General features: G+C 64.2%; 22 protein-coding genes. 8 read left to right on the top strand and 14 right to left on the bottom strand.

Features of this window, described 5'->3' with window-relative positions:
* Positions 1-32: 32 nt before the first annotated feature.
* The 3 genes from R3D65_RS12210 (at position 33) to R3D65_RS12220 (ending at position 3,741) form a co-directional block, all read left to right on the top strand.
* Positions 33-827, top strand: coding sequence for an RNA methyltransferase (locus R3D65_RS12210; RefSeq protein ID WP_371275493.1), 795 nt, complete (start codon positions 33-35; stop codon positions 825-827).
* 26 nt (positions 828-853) lie between these two features.
* Positions 854-1,651 carry a glutamate racemase gene (murI, locus tag R3D65_RS12215; protein WP_371275494.1) on the top strand — a complete coding sequence of 266 codons (798 nt, stop codon included), beginning with the start codon at positions 854-856 and terminating at the stop codon, positions 1,649-1,651.
* A gap of 113 nt (positions 1,652-1,764) precedes the next feature.
* On the top strand, positions 1,765-3,741 hold the full coding sequence (locus tag R3D65_RS12220; RefSeq protein WP_371275495.1) for a PhoX family phosphatase: 1,977 nt from the start codon (positions 1,765-1,767) through the stop codon (positions 3,739-3,741).
* A gap of 64 nt (positions 3,742-3,805) precedes the next feature.
* Here R3D65_RS12220 and R3D65_RS12225 read toward each other — a convergent pair whose 3' ends face one another.
* A complete protein-coding gene (locus R3D65_RS12225) occupies positions 3,806-4,549 on the bottom strand; it encodes a DUF4336 domain-containing protein (protein WP_371275496.1) in 744 nt (247 codons plus the stop codon).
* A 273-nt stretch (positions 4,550-4,822) separates the two neighbouring features.
* Between R3D65_RS12225 and rpsD the strand changes: the two genes are divergently transcribed.
* Entirely contained in the window at positions 4,823-5,440 is a 618-nt protein-coding gene (rpsD, locus tag R3D65_RS12230; RefSeq protein WP_371275497.1) for a 30S ribosomal protein S4, read from the top strand.
* A 118-nt stretch (positions 5,441-5,558) separates the two neighbouring features.
* Positions 5,559-7,046 (top strand): glycosyltransferase family 39 protein, encoded by a 1,488-nt coding sequence (locus R3D65_RS12235; protein ID WP_371275498.1) that lies wholly within the window; start codon positions 5,559-5,561, stop codon positions 7,044-7,046.
* Between the two features lie 22 nt (positions 7,047-7,068).
* Here R3D65_RS12235 and R3D65_RS12240 read toward each other — a convergent pair whose 3' ends face one another.
* Complete coding sequence (locus R3D65_RS12240) at positions 7,069-7,494, bottom strand: GtrA family protein (protein ID WP_371275499.1); 426 nt, start codon at positions 7,492-7,494, stop codon at positions 7,069-7,071.
* A 326-nt stretch (positions 7,495-7,820) separates the two neighbouring features.
* On the opposite strand from R3D65_RS12240, the gene ttcA reads away from it, so the two are divergent.
* Together ttcA and R3D65_RS12250 are read left to right on the top strand one after the other, a co-directional pair.
* Positions 7,821-8,702: a tRNA 2-thiocytidine(32) synthetase TtcA gene (ttcA, locus tag R3D65_RS12245; protein ID WP_371275500.1), complete on the top strand. Its 882-nt coding sequence runs from the start codon at positions 7,821-7,823 to the stop codon at positions 8,700-8,702.
* On the top strand, positions 8,702-9,529 hold the full coding sequence (locus tag R3D65_RS12250) for an inositol monophosphatase family protein (RefSeq protein WP_371275501.1): 828 nt from the start codon (positions 8,702-8,704) through the stop codon (positions 9,527-9,529). Before ttcA ends, R3D65_RS12250 begins: the two co-directional genes overlap by 1 nt.
* 24 nt (positions 9,530-9,553) lie before the next feature.
* Here R3D65_RS12250 and R3D65_RS12255 read toward each other — a convergent pair whose 3' ends face one another.
* The 5 genes from R3D65_RS12255 to grxD form a co-directional block, all read right to left on the bottom strand.
* The gene (locus R3D65_RS12255; RefSeq protein ID WP_371275502.1) at positions 9,554-10,351 is read right to left on the bottom strand and encodes a putative DNA-binding domain-containing protein; all 798 of its coding nucleotides are present in this window, start codon (positions 10,349-10,351) and stop codon (positions 9,554-9,556) included.
* Complete coding sequence (locus R3D65_RS12260) at positions 10,348-11,208, bottom strand: DUF692 domain-containing protein (RefSeq protein ID WP_371275503.1); 861 nt, start codon at positions 11,206-11,208, stop codon at positions 10,348-10,350. Before R3D65_RS12260 ends, R3D65_RS12255 begins: the two co-directional genes overlap by 4 nt.
* Before the next feature lie 84 nt (positions 11,209-11,292).
* On the bottom strand, positions 11,293-11,559 hold the full coding sequence (locus R3D65_RS12265; protein WP_371275504.1) for a hypothetical protein: 267 nt from the start codon (positions 11,557-11,559) through the stop codon (positions 11,293-11,295).
* Between the two features lie 164 nt (positions 11,560-11,723).
* Complete coding sequence (locus R3D65_RS12270; RefSeq protein WP_371275505.1) at positions 11,724-12,959, bottom strand: multidrug effflux MFS transporter; 1,236 nt, start codon at positions 12,957-12,959, stop codon at positions 11,724-11,726.
* Between the two features lie 96 nt (positions 12,960-13,055).
* On the bottom strand, positions 13,056-13,391 hold the full coding sequence (gene grxD, locus R3D65_RS12275) for a Grx4 family monothiol glutaredoxin (RefSeq protein WP_371275506.1): 336 nt from the start codon (positions 13,389-13,391) through the stop codon (positions 13,056-13,058).
* Positions 13,392-13,505: 114 nt separating this feature from the next.
* Between grxD and R3D65_RS12280 the strand changes: the two genes are divergently transcribed.
* Positions 13,506-14,339: a phosphodiester glycosidase family protein gene (locus tag R3D65_RS12280; RefSeq protein WP_371275507.1), complete on the top strand. Its 834-nt coding sequence runs from the start codon at positions 13,506-13,508 to the stop codon at positions 14,337-14,339.
* Between the two features lie 18 nt (positions 14,340-14,357).
* On the opposite strand, the gene R3D65_RS12285 is transcribed toward R3D65_RS12280, so the two are convergent.
* The 7 genes from R3D65_RS12285 to purS are packed head-to-tail and all read right to left on the bottom strand — an operon-like array spanning position 14,358 to position 19,138.
* Entirely contained in the window at positions 14,358-14,615 is a 258-nt protein-coding gene (locus R3D65_RS12285; protein ID WP_371275508.1) for a hypothetical protein, read from the bottom strand.
* Between the two features lie 13 nt (positions 14,616-14,628).
* A complete protein-coding gene (locus R3D65_RS12290; RefSeq protein WP_371275509.1) occupies positions 14,629-14,862 on the bottom strand; it encodes a BolA family protein in 234 nt (77 codons plus the stop codon).
* A gap of 13 nt (positions 14,863-14,875) precedes the next feature.
* Entirely contained in the window at positions 14,876-17,107 is a 2,232-nt protein-coding gene (gene purL, locus R3D65_RS12295; protein WP_371275510.1) for a phosphoribosylformylglycinamidine synthase subunit PurL, read from the bottom strand.
* A gap of 20 nt (positions 17,108-17,127) precedes the next feature.
* Positions 17,128-17,550 carry a hypothetical protein gene (locus R3D65_RS12300; protein WP_371275511.1) on the bottom strand — a complete coding sequence of 141 codons (423 nt, stop codon included), beginning with the start codon at positions 17,548-17,550 and terminating at the stop codon, positions 17,128-17,130.
* 4 nt (positions 17,551-17,554) lie between these two features.
* Positions 17,555-18,217, bottom strand: a complete 663-nt coding sequence (locus tag R3D65_RS12305; RefSeq protein WP_371275512.1) for a thioesterase domain-containing protein — start codon at positions 18,215-18,217, stop codon at positions 17,555-17,557.
* On the bottom strand, positions 18,214-18,891 hold the full coding sequence (gene purQ / locus R3D65_RS12310) for a phosphoribosylformylglycinamidine synthase subunit PurQ (RefSeq protein WP_371275513.1): 678 nt from the start codon (positions 18,889-18,891) through the stop codon (positions 18,214-18,216). The genes R3D65_RS12305 and purQ overlap by 4 nt, the downstream gene beginning before the upstream one ends.
* A gap of 4 nt (positions 18,892-18,895) precedes the next feature.
* A complete protein-coding gene (purS, locus tag R3D65_RS12315) occupies positions 18,896-19,138 on the bottom strand; it encodes a phosphoribosylformylglycinamidine synthase subunit PurS (protein ID WP_371275514.1) in 243 nt (80 codons plus the stop codon).
* Between the last annotated feature and the right edge of the window lie 15 nt (positions 19,139-19,153).

The following is a 19,153-nucleotide window of genomic DNA, read 5'->3' on the forward strand; positions in this document are numbered from 1 at the left end:
ACCGGGAAGCGGTTTCGGGCTAACGCCACGCCATGGCTGGAACAGACAAACATCAGAACCTCATAGCGGACGGCCCTGCCGTCGTGCTGGTGGAGCCGCAACTGGGTGAGAATATCGGCATGGTCGCGCGGGCCATGGCGAATTTCGGGCTTGCCGAACTCAGGCTGGTCAACCCGCGCGACGGCTGGCCTTCCGAAAAGGCGCGGGCGGCGGCCAGCAAGGCCGATCACGTCATCGACGGTGTTCTGGTCTTCGATACCCTGGCCGAGGCGATCGGCGACATGGAATTCGTCTTCGCGACAACAGCGCGCCTGCGCGACGGGTTCAAGACGGTTCGCGGGCCGGTGGAGGCCTGCCGCATGCTGCGCCCGCGCCATGTGGCCGGTCAGCGCACGGCCATACTCTTCGGGCGCGAACGTTTCGGCCTGTCGAACGAGGAGGTGAGCCTGGCGGACGAAATCGTCACCTTTCCGGTCAATCCGGCCTTTGCGTCGCTGAACATTGCGCAAGCCGTGCTGCTGATGAGCTATGAGTGGATGAAAAGCGGGCTCGAAAGCGAAACATGGACGAATTTCTCCGGTCCCCGGATGGAACCGGCGCGGCGGGGCCAGCTCGTCAGCTTCCTGACCTACCTGGAAGAAGCGCTGGACAAGCGCGGCTATTTCCGGCCGCCTGAAAAGCGGGCACGCATGGTGGACAACCTGCGCGCCGTTTTCACCCGGCCGGGTTTCTTCGCCCCGGAGATCGATGTGCTGCGTGGCATCGTCACATCGCTTGACAAGTTCACGCCCGACCGCAAGCGTGGCGACGGGCCGCCGGAAGGCTGAGCGCGGCAAGAGGCCTTTGGGGCGGCATGAACGGAACGATCCTCTTCTTCGACAGCGGCATTGGCGGGCTCTCGGTCGTGAAAGAGGCCCGGATACTGCTTCCCGACCATCGCTATGTTTACGTGGCCGATGACGCAGCCTTCCCCTATGGCGGGTGGGAGGAGGCGGCGCTGAAGGCGCGCCTGACCGCGCTGTTCGGTGAATTGCTGGCGCGTTTTGCGCCCGATGTCGCCGTCATCGCCTGCAATACGGCCTCGACACTGGCGATTGACCATCTGCGCATCGTCTATCCGGACCAGGCCTTTGTCGGTACTGTGCCGGCCATCAAGCCGGCGGCGGAGCGCACCGCCAGCGGGCTCGTGTCGGTTCTCGCCACACCGGGCACGGTGAAGCGGCAATATACCCGCGACCTGATCGCCAAATGGGCATCGAAATGCCATGTCCGCCTGGTCGGCTCGCAGGTGCTGGCGGAGCTGGCCGAGACCTACATGCGAAGGGGCTTCGTGAATGAGGATGCGGTGCGAACCGAGATCGCGCCATGCTTCATCGACCAGGACGGGCGGCGCACCGATATCGTGGTTCTGGCCTGCACGCATTACCCGTTTCTCGTCAACCGGATGCGCAAGACCGCGCCCTGGCCGGTGGACTGGATCGACCCTTCGGAGGCCATCGCACGGCGCGCGCTCGCCGTCTGGGAAGCGCAGGGGGCGGGTGAACGCGCGGGACGGTCGGGCCTGGCGGACATGGCCCATTTCACCTCCGGCAATCCCGATCCGGCGCTTGCGCGCCTCATGCGCGGATTCGGGTTCTACGCCGTCACTTGAGCCGTTGCCGCGTCATGCCGCTGTAATGGAGCGCCGCTAGTGTCGCGCCATTCCCGCTCCAGCCAGGGCGGGAACGATCCAGCTATTTGCCAGACAGACACAGAGGGCCAGCCATGACGATCCATTCGCATGACATCAAGACGCCAACCGACATCCGCGAGGAATCCGAGGATATCGGCCGCAACGCGAGTGCCAACCCGACCATGGGCGATGTCATCAACGCCCGTTTCTCGCGCCGCTCCTTCCTGCGCGGCACGCTGGCTGTCAGCGCGATTGCCGCGACGGTCAGCCCGATGGCGATCATGGTGGCAGACGAAGCGCGCGCGGCATCCGCCAGCGCCTTCAACTTTCCGGAAGTGGAAGCCGGTGTCGACGAGATGCACCATGTTGCCGAAGGCTATGACGCCGACGTCCTGCTGCGCTGGGGTGACAAGGTGTTCGCCGATTCGCCGGACTTCGACCCGATGAACCAGACGGCTGCCGACCAGGCGCGCCAGTTCGGCTACAACAACGACTATGTCGGCTTCATCCCGCTGGACGGAAACCCGGATCACGGCCTGCTGGTCGTCAACCATGAATACACCAATGCGGAACTGATGTTCCCCGGCTTTGCCCGCGTCGAGAAGGACGCAGAAGGCAAGGAGAAGGTGAAGATGGGCGAGTTCACGAAGGACCTCGTCGACATCGAGATGGCGGCGCATGGCGGCACGGTCATCGAAATCCGCAAGGAAAATGGCAAGTGGCAGCCGGTGCTGGACGGCAAGATGAACCGCCGCATCACGCCGATGACGGAAATGGTGCTGAGCGGGCCTGTCGCCGGCCATGACCGCGTGAAGACCGCGGCCGATGCGACCGGAACGAGGGTGCTCGGCACGATCAACAATTGCGCCGGCGGCGTGACGCCCTGGGGCACCTACCTGATGGCGGAAGAGAACTTCCACGGCTACTTCCTGGGCGAACTGCCGGAAGGCCACCGCGAGGCCGCCAATTACAAGCGCCTTGGCGTGCCGGCCGGCTGGTACGAGTGGGGCCGGTTCCATGACCGCTTCGACGTGACGAAAGAGCCGAACGAGGCCAATCGCTTCGGCTGGGTTGTCGAAGTGGACGTGATGGACCCGACCTCGAAGCCGAAGAAGCGCACGGCCATCGGGCGCGTCAAGCACGAGGGTTGCGAGACCATCATCAACAAGGACGGCCGTGTCGTGCTCTACACGGGCGACGACGAGCGCTTCGACTACGTCTACAAGTTCGTCACCGCCGGCACGTTCAACGCGGATGACCGTGCGGCCAACATGAACCTGCTCGACGAGGGCACGCTCCACGTCGCCCGCTTCAACGATGACGGTACGCTGGACTGGATGCCGCTGACCCATGGCGAAGGCCCGCTGACGGCGGAAAACGGCTTCGACAGCCAGGCCGACGTGCTGATCGAAACACGCCGCGCCGCCGATCTCCTCGGCGCCACCAAGATGGACCGTCCCGAGGATGTCCAGCCCAATGGCAAGACCGGCAAGGTCTACGTCATGCTGACCAACAACACCAAGCGCAAGGAAGGTGACGAGAACGCAGCCAATCCGCGCGCCAACAATGCCTTCGGCCACATCATCGAGATCACCGAGGCCGATGGCGATTTCGCGGCGACGCGCTCGACCTGGGAGATCCTGGTCAAGTGCGGCGACCCGTCGATCGCGGAAGTCGGCGCGACCTTCTCGTCGGCCACCACGGCCAATGGCTGGTTCGGCATGCCGGACAATTGCGCCATCGATGCCGACGGCCGCCTCTGGGTCGCCACGGACGGCAATTCGGGCAAGAAAACCGGCCGCACGGACGGGTTGTGGGCGGTCGACACCGAAGGCGCGGCGCGCGGCACGTCCCGGCTGTTCTTCCGCGTGCCGGTAGGCGCGGAACTGTGCGGCCCGCTGTTCTCGCCGGATGGCACCACGGCCTTCTGCGCCGTCCAGCATCCTGGCGACGAGGGGCTTGCAACCTTCGAGAATCCGGCGACGCGCTGGCCTGATTTCGACGCTGCGCTGCCGGTCCGTCCCGCCGTCGTGGCTGTGACGAAGCAGGGCGGCGGCAAGATCGGCTGACCGACGCCTGCACGGTCCCTCTTGACTGCGGGGCCGCGCACCCTTCCATGGCGCGCGGGTCCGCTCAGGGCTGTACCCAGTCGAAGGCGCGGCGCAGTTCCGCCGCGCCGCCGGTCTCGAACCACTTGCCATGGGCAATGATGATGCGTTCAGGGTCGCAGTCGATCATCCAGTCGACGGCGGGGCGCAGGCGGTCGTGGTGGCCGCGGAAGGTTGCGCGCAGGTCGCGCGGGGCGCGGCCGTGCGGTGCCATGACGCCGATCAGCCGGTACATCAGGCGGGCCAGCCAGCCGTGCAGCCGCTCCTCCTCGAAATTCTCGATCAGGTCAGCAAGGATCAGTGTGCGCGACGGGACGTGGAAGAAAACCACCTCGTTGAGTACGGAACTGCCCCGCGCGATGCGCTGGTCGATCACTTCCACCCATTCGGGCGGCGGACTGTCTGCCAGATCGTCGGTAAACGCCAACCCGGATCGTTTGCGCACGCCGGGCGATGCCCAGGTCCGGGCTGCCGGAAATCGGCTTGCCCACGGGGCGATGGAAACATGGTGGATGAGGTTGGGGGACACGATATGGGACACCGGTCCGATGGCGGCGATCTCTTCGACCAGTCGTTCGTCGGGATACGTGGGCGAGTGAAGCCAGATGCCGCCATCGGGCAGTCGGATCACAGTCATGCGCGTGGGAAACGGCCATGTGACGGGGATGCCATAGCCCCAATGAAGCACCGGGCCGTCGACGATCCATATGTCCTCGGCCAGAGGCTTGAGGACGTTGAGCGGCACATAGGGATCATAGTTTCCGGTCATGGGACACCTCCCGGGAACAAGTGTGGCAAGTGCGCCGGCATCGCGCAACCTTCGGCAGGTGTCCGCAGCGCTTGACATTCCTTGCCCGCCGGACTAACCACACGCCAGCGCCGGGCCGAAATGCCCGGTGTTTTATTGACATGTCCCGTGGGCCGTTGCCGCAATGCGTGCGTGGGCGGCCCTGTCAGGGAGCGAAAACGGCTCCCAGAGGAGGGCGTGTTTCCTTCGCCCGGTGCGTGAAGCGCCGGGTGCAACATTTTGAAAGGGAATGCGATGAGCAAGCGCGAATCCGCCAAGTACAAGATCGACCGCCGTATGGGCGAAAACATCTGGGGCCGCCCGAAGTCCCCGGTGAACAAGCGTGAATACGGCCCCGGCCAGCACGGCCAGCGACGCAAGGGCAAGATGTCGGACTTCGGCGTCCAGCTGCGCGCCAAGCAGAAGCTGAAGGGCCATTACGGCGACATCTCCGAGAAGCAGTTCCGCGCCGTCTATGACGAGGCCGTACGCCGCAAGGGCGACACGCCGGACAATCTGATCGGCCTGCTGGAGTCGCGTCTCGACGCCATCGTCTACCGCGCCAAGTTCGTTCCGACGATCTTCGCCGCGCGCCAGTTCGTCAACCACGGCCATGTCATGGTCAACGGCAAGCGCACCAACATCCAGTCCTATCGCTGCCGTCCGGGCGACGTCATCGAGGTGCGGGAGAAGTCCAAGCAGCTCGCCATCGTGCTGGAGGCCACGCAGCTGGCCGAACGTGACGTGCCGGACTATATCGAGGTCGACCACAACAAGATGGTCGCCACCTACAACCGCGTTCCCGGCCTTGCCGACGTGCCGTATGCGGTGCAGATGGAACCGAACCTCGTCGTCGAATTCTATTCGCGCTGATTGACCATCAGGCCGGGATGCGTCAGCCTCCCGGCCTGTCCGCTCTCTTGTATGGAGTCTCATACAAACGGATCCGGCAGCAAGCCTGACCATGCGCGGTTGCAACGGGGCCAGGGCGATGAAGGCAAGGACTCTCTCTCCGTCGGCCGTGCTCGCGCTTGTCGCGGGCGTGCTCTTCTGGACTGCCTACGCCTCGTTTACCCGGTACAATCTCGACGCCTATGGCGACATGCTCGAGAACTATGCCTGGGGCATCGGCTGGCAATGGGGCTATTCCAAGCATCCGCCGCTATTCGGCTGGATCACGGCCGCCTGGTTCAGCATCCTGCCACGGACTGACTGGGCCTATTACCTGCTTTCCGCCACCAATTCCGGCCTGGCGATTTTCCTCATCCTGCTCGTCGCGCGGGATTTCATGGGCAGGGCGCACCAGCATGTCCTGGTGATCGTCGCCTGGTTCCTGCCAGCCTTCGGGTTCCTGGCGATCAAGTACAACGCCAATGCCGCCATGCTCCCGTTCTGGGCGCTGTGCCTGCTGTTCTACCTGCGGATGCTGGAGCGGCGGCGCATGGCCGATGCCGTTCTGCTTGGCGTGTGCGGCGGCCTGGCGATGCTGGCCAAGTATCATTCCGCGGTCATGATCCTGACATTTGCCCTGTTCACGGTGCTCGACCGTCAGGCAAGACCGCTTTTGCGCACGCCGCTTCCATGGGTGACGACGGTGGTCGCGCTGCTTGTCTTCGCGCCGCATGTGCTGTGGCTCATCGACCATGATTTCGCGCCCATTGTCTATGCTGCCTCGCAGGATCACGGCGGCACCGGCGCCGTCGCGCTGAAGCTGCTGGAGTTCACGGGTGCCGTGATTGGCTACGCCTTGCCGGGCCTTCTGTTGCTGGCCGCCTTGCGGCGCTGGCGCGACGGCAACGGCGTCTTTCATTTCGGCATTCTTCCCGGCCTAGCCCGTTCGGGAGCGGGGCGTGCGGTCCTTGCCATGGCTGCAGGGCCGTTGATCCTCACGCTTGTCATTGCCTTTGCAATGGGAACGCTGGTTTCCTCGCCCTGGTCGATTCCGTTTTTCGTGCCGCTGCCGCTCGTGCTGGTCGCCATGCTGGACGAGGAGACGGCAGAGGCCGGCCGTGTCAAGGCGGCCATTGCCGCTGCTGTCGCCGGGGCTGCCCTGCTGATTTCAAGTCCGTTCATCTACGAGAGCCAGCTTTCCCGGAACAAGCTGCATACAGCCGATCCGCTGCGGGCTGTCGCGGCAGCGGTGGAGACCCGCTATCGCGACCTCCATGACGCGCCTTTGCGCATCGCCGGGGGCGACCGGATTCTGGCCTTCGGTACTGCCTTCTATGCGCGCGGCGATGTTCTTGCGGCGGTCGATGGCAACCGTGAAGACTTTCACTGGGTCACGCCGGAAATGATCGCTCGGGACGGCGGCGCATTCCTGTGCGCCGCGGCGCGGGAGACCTGCGTGGCGCGGGCGGAACGCTTCCTTGGCCGGATTGACGCAAGCGAAGCGATGACGTTCGACTTGCCCGCGGAGGCCGGTGTGAAGGAACCATTGCAGGTTCAGGTGTTCTACCGGGCGCCCGAAACCAGGTAGGCGGGAACCGTGCCGGGGCGTTTCAGTCGGTGCGGCCGGGATCCGTGCCGTCCTTGCGTGACAGGCCCTCGATCGACCATCCCGCGACAATGAAGCTCACCAGCACGGCAACGAGCGTGCCGGCGATCTTGGCCGGCACGACGCCGATCCAGTCGCCGATGCCGGCAATGGAGACAGAGGAAAACAGCAGCGCGATCATGGCCGAACCGGTCATGAAACGCAGCATGCTCTTTCGCCTGGAGATGCGCGGATCGCGCCGGAAGGTGAAACGGCTGTTGGCGGCATAGGAAAAGCAGACAGCGCAGAACCAGCTCAGCGCATTGGCCGGCAGGGCGGGGGCGCCAAGCTTCACGAGCAAGACGAAAATCGAGATATCGACCCCGGTGTTCATGACGCCGATGACGCTGAAAATCGCGAATTTTCTCAACAGATTGCGCTGTGGGATCATGACCTTCCCTGAGCCCTCGAATGTCTGCTTTCCGGCGCCGGGCCAGGCAGGTCCATGCTTGCCTGCCGGGCGGGGCACCGCACCGGCGCACGGCGCAAGCCGCAATCAAGCCTGGCCGGTATAGCCCCTGGCGGCGGGGAGAAAAAGGGCTGCCTGCTGTCTTTGCGGGAATTCCGCCACCCAGCCTGCCGCGAGCCCTTCAAGGCCGGGCGCAAGCGCGCGAAACGCTTGTTCTCAAGCCTGTTTGCTATAAGTTGCCGGTTTCGATGACGGGCAAGCCGTTTCTCCACCCGCCAATTGCCGGTATCGGCACACAGAAACAAACCATGCTGGAAACATACAAATCGGGCGTGAACGACGCCCCGCCGGACGATGATGATGGTGCTGCCTGCCATCCGCTGTTCAGCCGGATCGAAACCTCGGTGGAATTCAACAAATTGCGCAAGCGGCTGCTGCGGCTGACGCGCCAGGCGATAGACGATTATGCCATGGCGCGGGCCGGTGAGCGCTGGCTGGTCGCGCTGTCGGGCGGCAAGGATTCCTATGGGCTGCTCGCCGTCCTGCTCGATCTGAAATGGCGCGGGCTGCTGCCGGTCGACCTGCTGGCCTGCAATCTCGACCAGGGGCAGCCGAATTTTCCCAAGCATATCCTGCCGGACTGGCTGAACGCCCATGGCATCGCGCATCGGATCGAGTACCAGGACACCTATTCGGTGGTGACCGGCAAGCTGCCCGAAAGCGCCACCTATTGCTCGCTCTGTTCACGTCTGCGGCGCGGTCACCTCTATCGCATCGCGCGCGAGGAGGGGTGTTCGGCGCTGGTGCTGGGGCATCACCGCGAGGACATCCTCGAAACCTTCTTCATGAATCTTTTCCATGGCGGGCGGCTGGCGGCCATGCCGCCCAAGCTGGTCAATGACGAAGGCGATGTGGAGGTTCTGCGTCCGCTGTCCTTCTGCGCGGAAGTGGATCTGGAAAAGTTCGCGCGGCACATGGATTTCCCCATCATTCCCTGCGATCTGTGTGGCAGCCAGGACGGGCTTCAGCGCAATGCCATGAAGGCCATGCTGACAGATATCGAGGCGCGCATGCCGGGCCGCAAGGACACGATGATCCGCGCGCTCGCCAATGTGCGGCCGAGCCACCTCATGGACCGGACCCTGTTCGATTTCGCCGCACTGGCGGCCAACATGACGAAGGATGAGTAATGCGTTTTTCCGACAAGGATCTGGACTGGCTCGTGGACTGCCTCGAACGGGCCGCGCAGCAGGAAATCCTGCCGCGCTTCCGGCGGCTGGGCGAAGGCGACGTGCGGGAGAAGACCTCCGGTTCCGATCTGGTGACCGAGGCGGATGTGAATGCCGAGCGTGTCATCACGGCCGATCTTGAAGCCCGGTTTCCGGGCGTGCGGGTGATTGGCGAGGAAGCCGTCTCCGCCAATCCGGACCTGAAATACGGATGGGCCGGCGAGGGACTGGCGGTTACCGTCGACCCGGTCGATGGCACATTCAACTTCGCGTCCGGCGTGACCGTTTTCGGCGTCATGGCCGCGGTGGTGCTGGATGGCGAGACCGTGGCCGGCGTGATCCACGACCCGGTTGGCGGTGACACGATGATCGCCACGCTTGGCGGCGGTGCCTTCGTGCGCAAGGCGGGCATGGCAGACCGGCGGCTGCGCGCGGCTTCGGCACTTCCCGTGGCGCGGATGATCGGTGCGGTGTCCTGGCAGAATGCAACGCCGGAGGAGCGGGTGCGCCTTGGAGCCGGTCATGCGCGGTTTGAAGCGCCGGTCTGCTATCGTTGCGCAGCGCAGGATTACCGCATGCTGGCCGAAGGGCATATGCATTTCTCCTACTATTCGCAGCTGACGCCCTGGGATCATCCGGCAGGTGCGCTGACCCACAGGGAAGCGGGCGGCCATGTGGCCAAGCTGGATGGCATGCCCTACCGGCCGGACGATCTCGACGGGCATTTGCTGGCCGCGCCGGACCCGGACAGCTGGCACGCCATTCGCGAGACGCTGCTGGGCGATTGAATGCCAAATTCGCCGTCGGCGCGTTCAGGCGCTGCCGGCTGGCAAGAAGCGGCTGACCAGGCCGGAGTCGACCCAGCCGCGCAGATGGCCGGCGACACGCATGGCGGCATTTTCCGGATCGGACATCATGGCCGCCATTTCGCAGAGCAAGCCGAATCTGGCGCCGTCGATGGTCTCGCGCAGCAGCATGGCCTCTTCCTCGTCCAGCGAGCGGTACCGCGCCTGCATGTCGAGGCGCCAGACAAGAATCGCCGCGCCCGCCGCTTCCGGTTGCGGGGCAGGCGGTGCCTCATTGCGCCTCAGCGCGCCCAGGATGGCTGCGGCATTCGTGGAGATTGGCACGATCGCCACTGACGGGTGAAGCTGGAGGCGCAAGGACAACGCCTTTTCCGGCGGGATGCGCGCCATGTCATCAAGACTGGCCGTTGGAGCATCCGGCGCGTCGAAAGCACTGGACAAGGCCCATTGCAGGGCGGCCAGATCGCCGATCACGGGATGGGCAGACCAGGGTGGCGTTTGGCTGGCAAAGGCGGCGAAACGCTCGCCATACCAGCGGGCATTGCGCGTGGCAGAGGGGCAGGCATCGATATAGGCCCGGGCAACAAGATCGAACTGCTCGTCGCCGAGAAAGGCATGCAAGGCGTCGAAGTCATCACGCAGGATTCCCGCAAGCCGGAGGCGGTAGGCGTCGCGATAGGTGGCGAGGCGGTCCGCCCGGCTGTTGTGCGGCGGGGCCGCGATCAGGTCGAGGGCGGCATCTTCGCCATCCTTGATGGCGGCCTGCATGCCAGCCTGCAACTGTGCGAGGGAAAGCCCGGTCATGCGGCGCGCGCCCGCGATGCATCGCCCAGCACATCGCGCGCGATAGCGCGGGCGCGATCCAGTTCCGCCAGCAGGTCGGCAAGCGGGGGAATGTTGTCATCGCGCTCGATCATGGTGGAGACAGGCCCGAACCGGCGCAGCGCTTCACCATACAGTTCGAAAACCGCGTCGCATACCGGCTGGTCATGGGTGTCGATCAGGTGGCCATTGCCTTCCGAATGTCCGGCGAGGTGGAACTGCACGACCCGCTCGACCGGAATGGCATCGATGAAGCGGCTGCCGTCAAAGGCATGGTTCTCGCCGGAGACAAAGACGTTATTGACGTCGAGCAGCAGCCAGCAATCGGCGCGGCGGGCCATTTCGGCCACGAATTCCCATTCGCTCATCTCGCTGCAGGCATATTCGATATAGGACGATACGTTCTCGATGGCGATGCGCCGGCCGAGATAGTCCTGAACGCGGGCTATCCGGTCGCAGACATGGTCCAGCGCCTCCTCCGTGTGGGGCACGGGCAGAAGGTCATGCAGGTTCACGCCGTGGACGCCTGTCCAGCAGAGGTGATCGGATATCCAGCGCGGGTTCACGCGGTCGGCCAGCGCCTTCAACTGCCCGAGATAGTCCATGTCGAGCGGCGCGGTTGAAGCGATGGAGAGGGATACCCCGTGCATGACGACGGGATAGCGCTCGCGGATGCGGTCCAGCATGCGCAGGGGTTGCCCGCCGCGCACGAAGTAGTTTTCGGAGAGGATCTCGAACCAGTCGATCTCCGGTTCACCGTCCAGGATTTCGGCATAGTGCTGCGGGCGCAGGCCAAGGCCGAAACCGAGGTAATCGGGTCTTGCGTTTTCCTGGTTCATGGCGGCTCCGAATTTTCCTGACAAGGGATCTCGAAAGGGCAGGTGGAAAGCCCCCGCGTTCCACCTGCCCGTGCGGCTTTCTCCTCAGCTATCGAGGATCTTGCCGCCCTTGGCTTCGCATTCCGACTTGGTCAGCGAAATGAAGCCATGGCCCTTGCAGGAATTCTGGCCCTTGCAGGCGTTGGAGGCCGTCGCGCACTCGCTGGTGCCCTTGCAGGAGTTCACGCCCGAACACTTGACCATGCCGTCGTCGGCATGCGCCACGGTGACGGTGGCCGGAGCCATGCCGGAAACGGCCAGGGTGAATGCAGCGGCGGCGAGAGCCGCACCGGACTTGCCGATATGTTTCATGATGTCTCTCCCATCAGGATTGTGGTTGCACGCGTCTTGCGTGCAGAGCCATGAAACTGAACACAGTGTTCAATGGGAAGGCACGTTCTCGTGAGTGTTTCGTGTGCGTTGGTGACAAGAAATTGGTTGCATTCACCGAAAATGCTATCGCTGAAATTGTCGACTCATGCCTCGGCAGGCCCGACGGTGAAGAGACGGCCCTTTTCGGCGATCAGCACGAAGACGAGGGCGGCCGACGACACGATGGCGAAACCGGCCATGACGGGCGTGATCGTGCCGTTGAAGGACTGGCCGATGCCCGCGCCGATGATCGCGCTGCCGGTGGTCTGGAAAAAGCCTTGGGCGGAGGAAGCTATGCCGGCGACGCGGCCAAGAGGCTCCATGGCGATCGAGCTGAAATTCGAGGTGAGCATGCCGAAGGCGCACATGGCCACCGTGAAGAGGCCCAGAAAGACCGGAAGCGGAACGGTGCCCGCCAGCGACAGCAGAAGAAGGGTCATGCTCATGGAGAGGAACACGAACAAGGCGGTGTGCGAGACGCGGCGCATGCCGAATCGCTGCACGATGCGGGAATTGAGCCAGGAGAAGAAGGCCATGGAACCTGCGACGAGGGCGAAGACCAGCGGGAAGGCATTGCCCAGGTCGTAGATGCCGACATAGATCTGCTGCACGGTGTTGATGAAACCGAAAAGTGCGGACAGGATGGCTGTCATGGCCAGCGTGTACCAAAGCGACATGCGATTGGTGACGACCGCGCGGAAACCGGTGGCAATCGCGGCGAATGAAACCGGGCGGCGGTTTTCCGGCGTCAAGGTCTCGGGAATGCGCAAGCCCATCCAGGCGATCACGGCCGCGCCGCCAAAGCCCATGAACAGGAAAATGGTGTGCCATTCGCCGGCCAGCAGGATGGCCTGGCCCAGCGCCGGGGCCACAACCGGCATGATCATGAAAACCATGAAAACCAAAGACATGATTTCCGCCATGGCGCGTCCGCCGGCAACGTCGCGGACCATGGCGACGGTAAGAACGCGGGTGGAGGCCGCGCCGGCGCCTTGCAGAAGCCGCAGCAGAAGCAGTGTCTGGAAATCCGGCGCGTAGGCCGCGGCCAGCGCTGCCAGCACATAGACCGTCAGGCCGGCCAGAAGCGGACCCTTGCGGCCGAAGCGGTCGGAAAGCGGGCCGAAGAGAAGCTGCATGGAGCCAAAGCCGAGCAGGTAGGCGGTGATGACATATTGCCGTTCGTTTTCTTCTGCCACGCCGAGCGAAGCACCGATCTGCTGCATGCCCGGCAGCATGATGTCGATGGCAAGCGCATTGAGCGCCATGAGAGCGGCCATGACCGCCACGAATTCGGCCCGGCCCACGGCAAGCGGCCAGGCGGTTTGGCGGGCTAGCGACATGTCGCACCTTCCGGTCTGAAGAATGAAAAACGGATCAAACGAAAACGGCGCGCCGGTCAGGCGCGCCGCATCGGATTGCGGTCCTGCGCGGTGGCGTCAGGCGGCGGACGTCGTGGCGATGCCTTTTTCCGACAGGTGCTGCTGCAGCTCGCCTGCCTGGAACATCTCACGGATGATGTCGCAACCGCCCACGAATTCACCCTTCACATAGAGCTGCGGGATGGTCGGCCAGTTGGAATAATCCTTGATGCCCTGACGCATCTCGTCGGAGGCCAGGACATTGATGCCCTTGTACTCGACGCCGAGATAGTCGAGAATCTGCACAACCTGACCGGAAAAGCCGCATTGCGGAAAGCCCGGAGTGCCCTTCATGAACAGCACAACGTCGCTGGACTTCACTTCCTGGTCGATCAATTCCTTGATGTCGCTCATTGCTTCTATCCTTTTCCTGCCGGATTCAAGGTCCGGTGGTTTCCTGACCCCTCAGATAGCGTGCCTGCCGTCCCGGCACAAGCGCTGGCACTTGGAGAAAGGCAAACGAGAGGCATGAATCGGGGCACTGAAAGGGCCTGGAAGGCAGCCACGCTGCTTGTGCTCATGCTGTCGGTCGCGGCGGCCGCCTTCTACAGCTGGCAATCGCGCGATGTGTCAGGTCCGGTCAAGGAGAGCCAGGTGGAAATCGAACCGTTGCTGCCATCCATATGCCGTTTTGCCATCCATGAAGGCGAAGGGTTCATCACATGCACGGTCGATCCCCGGGAATTCCGGATCGAACTGGCCCTGACGGATGCGGGAGGACCGGCCCATGGCTCGCTGGCCGCCTATCTCGGCGCCATGGCCGCCACGGGTTCAATGCCCGTCATCGCCATGAATGGCGGGATGTATCACCCGGACATGCGGCCGGTCGGCCTGCATGTGGAGCAGGGCCGCGAGATCGCGCCGCTGGAAACAGCCGATGGCGAGGGCAATTTCTACCTCAAGCCCAATGGCGTCTTTTTCATTGGCAATGACGGCGAGGCGCATGTGATGGAAACGCAGGCATTTGCCGCGGCCGGCATCCGGCCGCGCCTGGCAACGCAATCGGGCCCGATGCTGGTGATCGGCGGTGCGCTGCATCCGCGTTTCCTGCCGGACGGGTCGTCACGCTTCATCCGCAACGGTGTCGGGGTTCGTGCCGATGGCATGGTCGTTCTCGCGATCAGCCGCGACCCTGTGTCGCTTGGCCTGTTTGCTCGCGCCTTTCGCGATGGATTCGGCTGTCCCGATGCGCTGTTTCTCGACGGCGGGATATCGGCCTTCGCTGCAAAGGGTGAACTGGTGATCGGCGGCAAGGATCCGGCCGGGCCGATCCTGGCGGTCTTCGGGCCGCAAGGAGGGTGAGGCGGCGACCGATGGCGGTCAGCGCCTTGTTTGCCGCCGGGCCGCCGATTTCGCACGGACTTTCCGCCGGGTGGTCTTGGAGCGGCGGCGCGCGGTCGCCTTGCGGCTGGTCTGCTTCTTCGCCGGGACGATCAGCTTTTCGAGCTCGCTGACAATCGCACCCATGATGCCGGACGACTTGCGGCGCCGGCGGGCCGTGCGGCGCGGCTTGCGCAGGATTTCCTTCAGCGCGCCATCCACGGTTTCGGAAACGAGATCGGACAGGATGTTCGCCATGGCGGTCGGGGTATCAGTCCGGCGCGGAGGTCTGCAGGGCGAGGGCGTGCAGGACGCCACCCATGTTGCCCTTCAGCGCCTCGTAGACCATCTGGTGCTGCTGGACCCGCGACTTGCCGCGGAAGCTCTCCGAGACAACCTCGGCGGCGTAGTGGTCGCCATCGCCAGCGAGGTCGCGGATCGTGACCTGCGCATCCGGAATGGCGTCCTGGATCAGTCTCTTGATGTCGCCGGCGTCCATCGGCATGGGGCAGGTCTCCTCAGGCTGCGTCGGCGCCTTCGACGAATTCACCGGCCATGTAATCCGGGAACCACGATTCGTGCGCCTGTTTCATCTCGTCCAAGGATATGGACAGGATGGAGCCCGCCGTCAACGCGGACCCGCCGGCCTTGCCCAGAATACGGAACGGAACGCCCGCGCCCTCGGCATTGATGGTCAGCCAGTTCGCCAGATCAGCGCCGACGGCCACGACATAGCGGGCCTGGTCCTCGCCGAAGAGCAGGGCGTGGGCCTGCCCCTCGCCTATGTCAAGATCGGCGCCTGTGCCGGCTGCCAGGCACATTTCGGCCACGGCCATGATGAGGCCGCCATCGGAAATGTCGTGGCAGGCCTTGATCTGGCCGTTTGAAATGGCCGAGCGCAGGAATTCGCCATTGCGTTTCTCGATGGCGAGATCGACCGGCGGCGGCGGACCATAGGCCTCGCCCAGAACATCTCGAAGGTAGACCGACTGGCCCAGATGGGTGCCGTCGCCACCCAGCAGGATCAGAATGTCGCCCTCGGCAAACGAGCCGATTCGGGTCATCTTGCCCCAGTCCGGAATCAGGCCGACACCGCCAATGGTGGGGGTGGGCAGGATCGCCACGCCGTTGGTCTCGTTGTAGAGCGAGACATTGCCCGAGACGATGGGCATGTCGAGCGCGGCGCAGGCCTCGCCTATGCCCTCTATGGCCTTGACGAGCTGTCCCATGATCTCGGGCTTTTCCGGATTGCCGAAATTCAGGTTGTCGGTGGCCGCAAGCGGCATGGCGCCGGTGGCTGTCAGGTTGCGCCAGCACTCGGCCACGGCCTGCTTGCCGCCCTCATAGGGATCGGCCTCGACATAGCGCGGCGTCACATCCGACGAGAAGGCAAGCGCCTTGGTCTCGTGCCCGTCGACACGGATGACGCCGGCATCGCCACCGGGAATCTGCAGGGAATTGCCCTGGATCAGCGTGTCATACTGTTCCCAGACCCAGCGTCGCGAAGACCCGTTGGCCGAGCCCAGCAGCGCGAGGACAGCCGCGCCATAGTCCTCCGGCTCCGACACCGCAGACGCGGCCAGCGGGGCATGGCGGCCGGGCTCCATCCACGGCCGGTCATATTCCGGCGCCTCGTCGCCCAGTTCCTTGATCGGCAGGTTCGCCACTTCCTCGCCCTGGTGGAGGATGCGAAAGCGCAGGTCGTCGGTCGTCTTGCCGACGATGGCGAAGTCGAGGCCCCACTTGACGAAGATCGCCTTGGCTTCCGTTTCCTTCTCCGGACGCAGCACCATGAGCATGCGCTCCTGGCTTTCCGACAGCATCATCTCGTAGGCGCTCATGCGCTCCTCGCGCACCGGCACGCGGTCCAGATCGAGTTCGATGCCCAGATCGCCCTTGGCGCCCATTTCCACCGCCGAACAGGTCAGGCCGGCCGCGCCCATGTCCTGAATGGCGATGACGGCGCCGGTCTGCATGAGTTCGAGGCAGGCCTCCAGCAGGCATTTTTCGGTGAAGGGGTCGCCGACCTGCACGGTGGGGCGCTTTTCCTCGATGGAATCGTCGAATTCGGCCGATGCCATGGTGGCCCCGCCGACGCCGTCGCGGCCTGTCTTGGCGCCCAGATAGACGACCGGCAGGCCGACGCCCTCGGCCTTCGAATAGAAGATGGCATCGGTTTTCGCCAGGCCGGCCGCGAAGGCGTTGACGAGGCAGTTGCCGTTGTAGCGGGAATCAAATTCCACCTCGCCGCCGACGGTCGGAACGCCGAAGGAATTGCCATAGCCGCCGACGCCCGCCACCACGCCGGAAACCAGGTGGCGGGTCTTGGGGTGATCCGGCTCGCCGAAGCGCAGGGCATTCATCGCCGCGACGGGCCGTGCGCCCATGGTGAAAACGTCGCGCAGGATCCCGCCGACGCCGGTGGCGGCGCCCTGGTAGGGCTCGATGTAGGAGGGGTGGTTGTGGCTCTCCATCTTGAAGACCACGCAATCGCCGTCGCCGATATCGACGACGCCGGCATTCTCGCCCGGTCCCTGGATGACCTGCGGTCCCGATGTCGGCAGGGTGCGCAGCCACTTCTTCGAGGACTTGTAGGAGCAATGCTCGTTCCACATGGCCGAGAAGATGCCAAGCTCGGTGAAGGTCGGCTCGCGCCCGATCAGGTCCAGGATTCGCTGGTATTCATCCGGCTTCAGGCCATGGGCGGCAATCAGGTCTTCGGTGATGCGGATATCGTTGGGAATGCTCATCTTGTCTCTGCCAGTTCCTGTCAGGCCTTGCAGCCGGTGCCGCCGGTGGCCCAGCGGGTCACGTCGGTATTGATGCGGGCGGAAAGCGGCCGCGCGGTCAGCGGTCCGTAGGTGGTCAGTTTCACCGGGTTGCCATGGGCCTCGATGACCAGTTGCGGCAGGCCCTGGGCGGCCTTTGCCGAAACGAGCAGCAGGCGGGGCTTGCCGACCCGTGTGTCCAGTTCCGGGATGAGGCGGTATGCGGCGAAATCCCGGTCCTTGGAGCGCATCCAGCAGGTCAGGGCTTCCTCGTTCACCTTCTGGAGAAGCGCGGTGGCCGCAGAATTGTCGACCGTGGCGATCAACGGTCCGCCGGCCGGTTCGCTCTGGCAGCCGGTCAGCGATGCTGCCAGGAACGAAGCCAGTGGCGGCAGTGCGGCGCGGGCAAGGCGGCTGACGTTCATGCCGTTACCTCAGGGCCTGGATGATCTGGCTGTGCACTTCGCGGGCAAGAACCGCGTTCTCGGTCATGTTCCAGTGGCTTTCGGAAATGTAGGTGATGTCGGCGCGGTCGCGGATGTCTATGTTTTCCACGCGTCCCGCCATGCCGTCCGGGATTTCGAGCGCCTTGCCGAAGGCGTTGACTTCCGTCACCAGCGCGTCAACCGAGAGGTAATAGTTGCGGTAGCGGGCGACCGAGGGCGAGACGGGCCCGTCGAATGTCGGATCGAGGGTGATCACAAGGCTGATCGGCACGCCACGCGAGGCCAGCTGGTCGGCCAGCGACAAGGCGGCATTGGCGCCGAAGGAATGGCCGACGAGGACGATCGGACCACTGAGCGTGGACGAGAGAATGTCGTTTTCCGCCGCGCGCTTTTCCCGCCATGAATAGACGCGGGCAATGATGCCCTGCTGGGCGAGCCGGCCGGCGATGCCGTCCAGCCCCATGGAAAAGGCGCCGCCAAAGAAGCCGCGGAAGAAATAGACCTGCGCCGACTTCTGCGCCGCGGCCGGGCCTGGCGCGAGCAATACCGGCAGCGCCACCATTGCCGCCAGAACGAAGGCCAGAACCCTGGCGGACGGTGTCTGTCCGCGGTTCCGGCGTCCTGCTCCGGCCAGGGCGCGCATCATACGGCGACTCCGGCCAGGCCGAGGGCGCTTTCGAACAGCGCACGGCCATCCTCGCCACCATGGGCCGGTTCGATCAGGTTTTCGGGATGGGGCATCATGCCCAGCACGTTGCCCGCTTCATTCACGATACCGGCAATGTCATTGACCGATCCGTTCGGATTGGTGCCTTCGGCGTAACGGAAAACAACCTGGTTGTTGTCCTCCATGCGCCTGAGCGTATCGTCATCGGCGAAATAGTTGCCGTCATGGTGCGCGACGGGGCAGCGGATCACCTGGCCCTGCCGGTAGCCGCCGGTGAACACCGTGCCGGCATTGGCGACTTCCAGCTTCACTTCACGGCAGACGAAATGCAACGACGCATTGCGCATCAGCGCGCCGGGCAGGAGGCCGGCTTCCAGCAGGATCTGGAAACCGTTGCACACGCCCATGACACGCACGCCCTCAGCCGCCTTCTCGCGTACCGCATCGAGGACCGGCATGCGCGCGGCAATGGCGCCGCAGCGCAGGTAGTCGCCATAGGAGAAGCCGCCAGGGATCACGACAAGATCCACGTCGGGAATGGAGGTGTCGGTCTGCCAGACGGTGACGGGCGGTGTGCCGGAAATCTTCGTCAGTGCCGCGATCATGTCGCGGTCACGGTTGAGTCCGGGGAGGAGGATGACCGCTGCTTTCATGGTGTCAGGCGATCTCCACCGCGTAATCCTCGATCACCGTGTTGGCCAGCAGCTTCTCGGCCATGGCCTTCAGTTCCGTTTCCGCGCGGGAGCGGTCGTCATGGTCGAGTTCGATGTCGAAGACCTTGCCCTGGCGCACATGGCCGACGCCGGAAAAGCCGAGTGTGCCCAATGCGCCCTCGATGGCCTTGCCCTGCGGGTCCAGAACGCCGTTCTTTAATGTGACGGTGACGCGTGCCTTGATCACTTCGATTTCGTCCTT

Origin of the sequence: Zhengella sp. (assembly GCF_041397485.1) — a bacterium.
Lineage (GTDB): Bacteria > Pseudomonadota > Alphaproteobacteria > Rhizobiales > Rhizobiaceae > Zhengella.

Coding starts and splice junctions, on each gene's coding strand:
- R3D65_RS12210 (WP_371275493.1), top strand. CDS start 33: ATGGCTGGAACAGACAAACATCAGAACCTCATAGCGGACGGCCCTGCC.
- murI (WP_371275494.1), top strand. CDS start 854: ATGAACGGAACGATCCTCTTCTTCGACAGCGGCATTGGCGGGCTCTCG.
- R3D65_RS12220 (WP_371275495.1), top strand. CDS start 1,765: ATGACGATCCATTCGCATGACATCAAGACGCCAACCGACATCCGCGAG.
- R3D65_RS12225 (WP_371275496.1), bottom strand. CDS start 4,549: ATGACCGGAAACTATGATCCCTATGTGCCGCTCAACGTCCTCAAGCCT.
- rpsD (WP_371275497.1), top strand. CDS start 4,823: ATGAGCAAGCGCGAATCCGCCAAGTACAAGATCGACCGCCGTATGGGC.
- R3D65_RS12235 (WP_371275498.1), top strand. CDS start 5,559: ATGAAGGCAAGGACTCTCTCTCCGTCGGCCGTGCTCGCGCTTGTCGCG.
- R3D65_RS12240 (WP_371275499.1), bottom strand. CDS start 7,494: ATGATCCCACAGCGCAATCTGTTGAGAAAATTCGCGATTTTCAGCGTC.
- ttcA (WP_371275500.1), top strand. CDS start 7,821: ATGCTGGAAACATACAAATCGGGCGTGAACGACGCCCCGCCGGACGAT.
- R3D65_RS12250 (WP_371275501.1), top strand. CDS start 8,702: ATGCGTTTTTCCGACAAGGATCTGGACTGGCTCGTGGACTGCCTCGAA.
- R3D65_RS12255 (WP_371275502.1), bottom strand. CDS start 10,351: ATGACCGGGCTTTCCCTCGCACAGTTGCAGGCTGGCATGCAGGCCGCC.
- R3D65_RS12260 (WP_371275503.1), bottom strand. CDS start 11,208: ATGAACCAGGAAAACGCAAGACCCGATTACCTCGGTTTCGGCCTTGGC.
- R3D65_RS12265 (WP_371275504.1), bottom strand. CDS start 11,559: ATGAAACATATCGGCAAGTCCGGTGCGGCTCTCGCCGCCGCTGCATTC.
- R3D65_RS12270 (WP_371275505.1), bottom strand. CDS start 12,959: ATGTCGCTAGCCCGCCAAACCGCCTGGCCGCTTGCCGTGGGCCGGGCC.
- grxD (WP_371275506.1), bottom strand. CDS start 13,391: ATGAGCGACATCAAGGAATTGATCGACCAGGAAGTGAAGTCCAGCGAC.
- R3D65_RS12280 (WP_371275507.1), top strand. CDS start 13,506: ATGAATCGGGGCACTGAAAGGGCCTGGAAGGCAGCCACGCTGCTTGTG.
- R3D65_RS12285 (WP_371275508.1), bottom strand. CDS start 14,615: ATGGCGAACATCCTGTCCGATCTCGTTTCCGAAACCGTGGATGGCGCG.
- R3D65_RS12290 (WP_371275509.1), bottom strand. CDS start 14,862: ATGCCGATGGACGCCGGCGACATCAAGAGACTGATCCAGGACGCCATT.
- purL (WP_371275510.1), bottom strand. CDS start 17,107: ATGAGCATTCCCAACGATATCCGCATCACCGAAGACCTGATTGCCGCC.
- R3D65_RS12300 (WP_371275511.1), bottom strand. CDS start 17,550: ATGAACGTCAGCCGCCTTGCCCGCGCCGCACTGCCGCCACTGGCTTCG.
- R3D65_RS12305 (WP_371275512.1), bottom strand. CDS start 18,217: ATGATGCGCGCCCTGGCCGGAGCAGGACGCCGGAACCGCGGACAGACA.
- purQ (WP_371275513.1), bottom strand. CDS start 18,891: ATGAAAGCAGCGGTCATCCTCCTCCCCGGACTCAACCGTGACCGCGAC.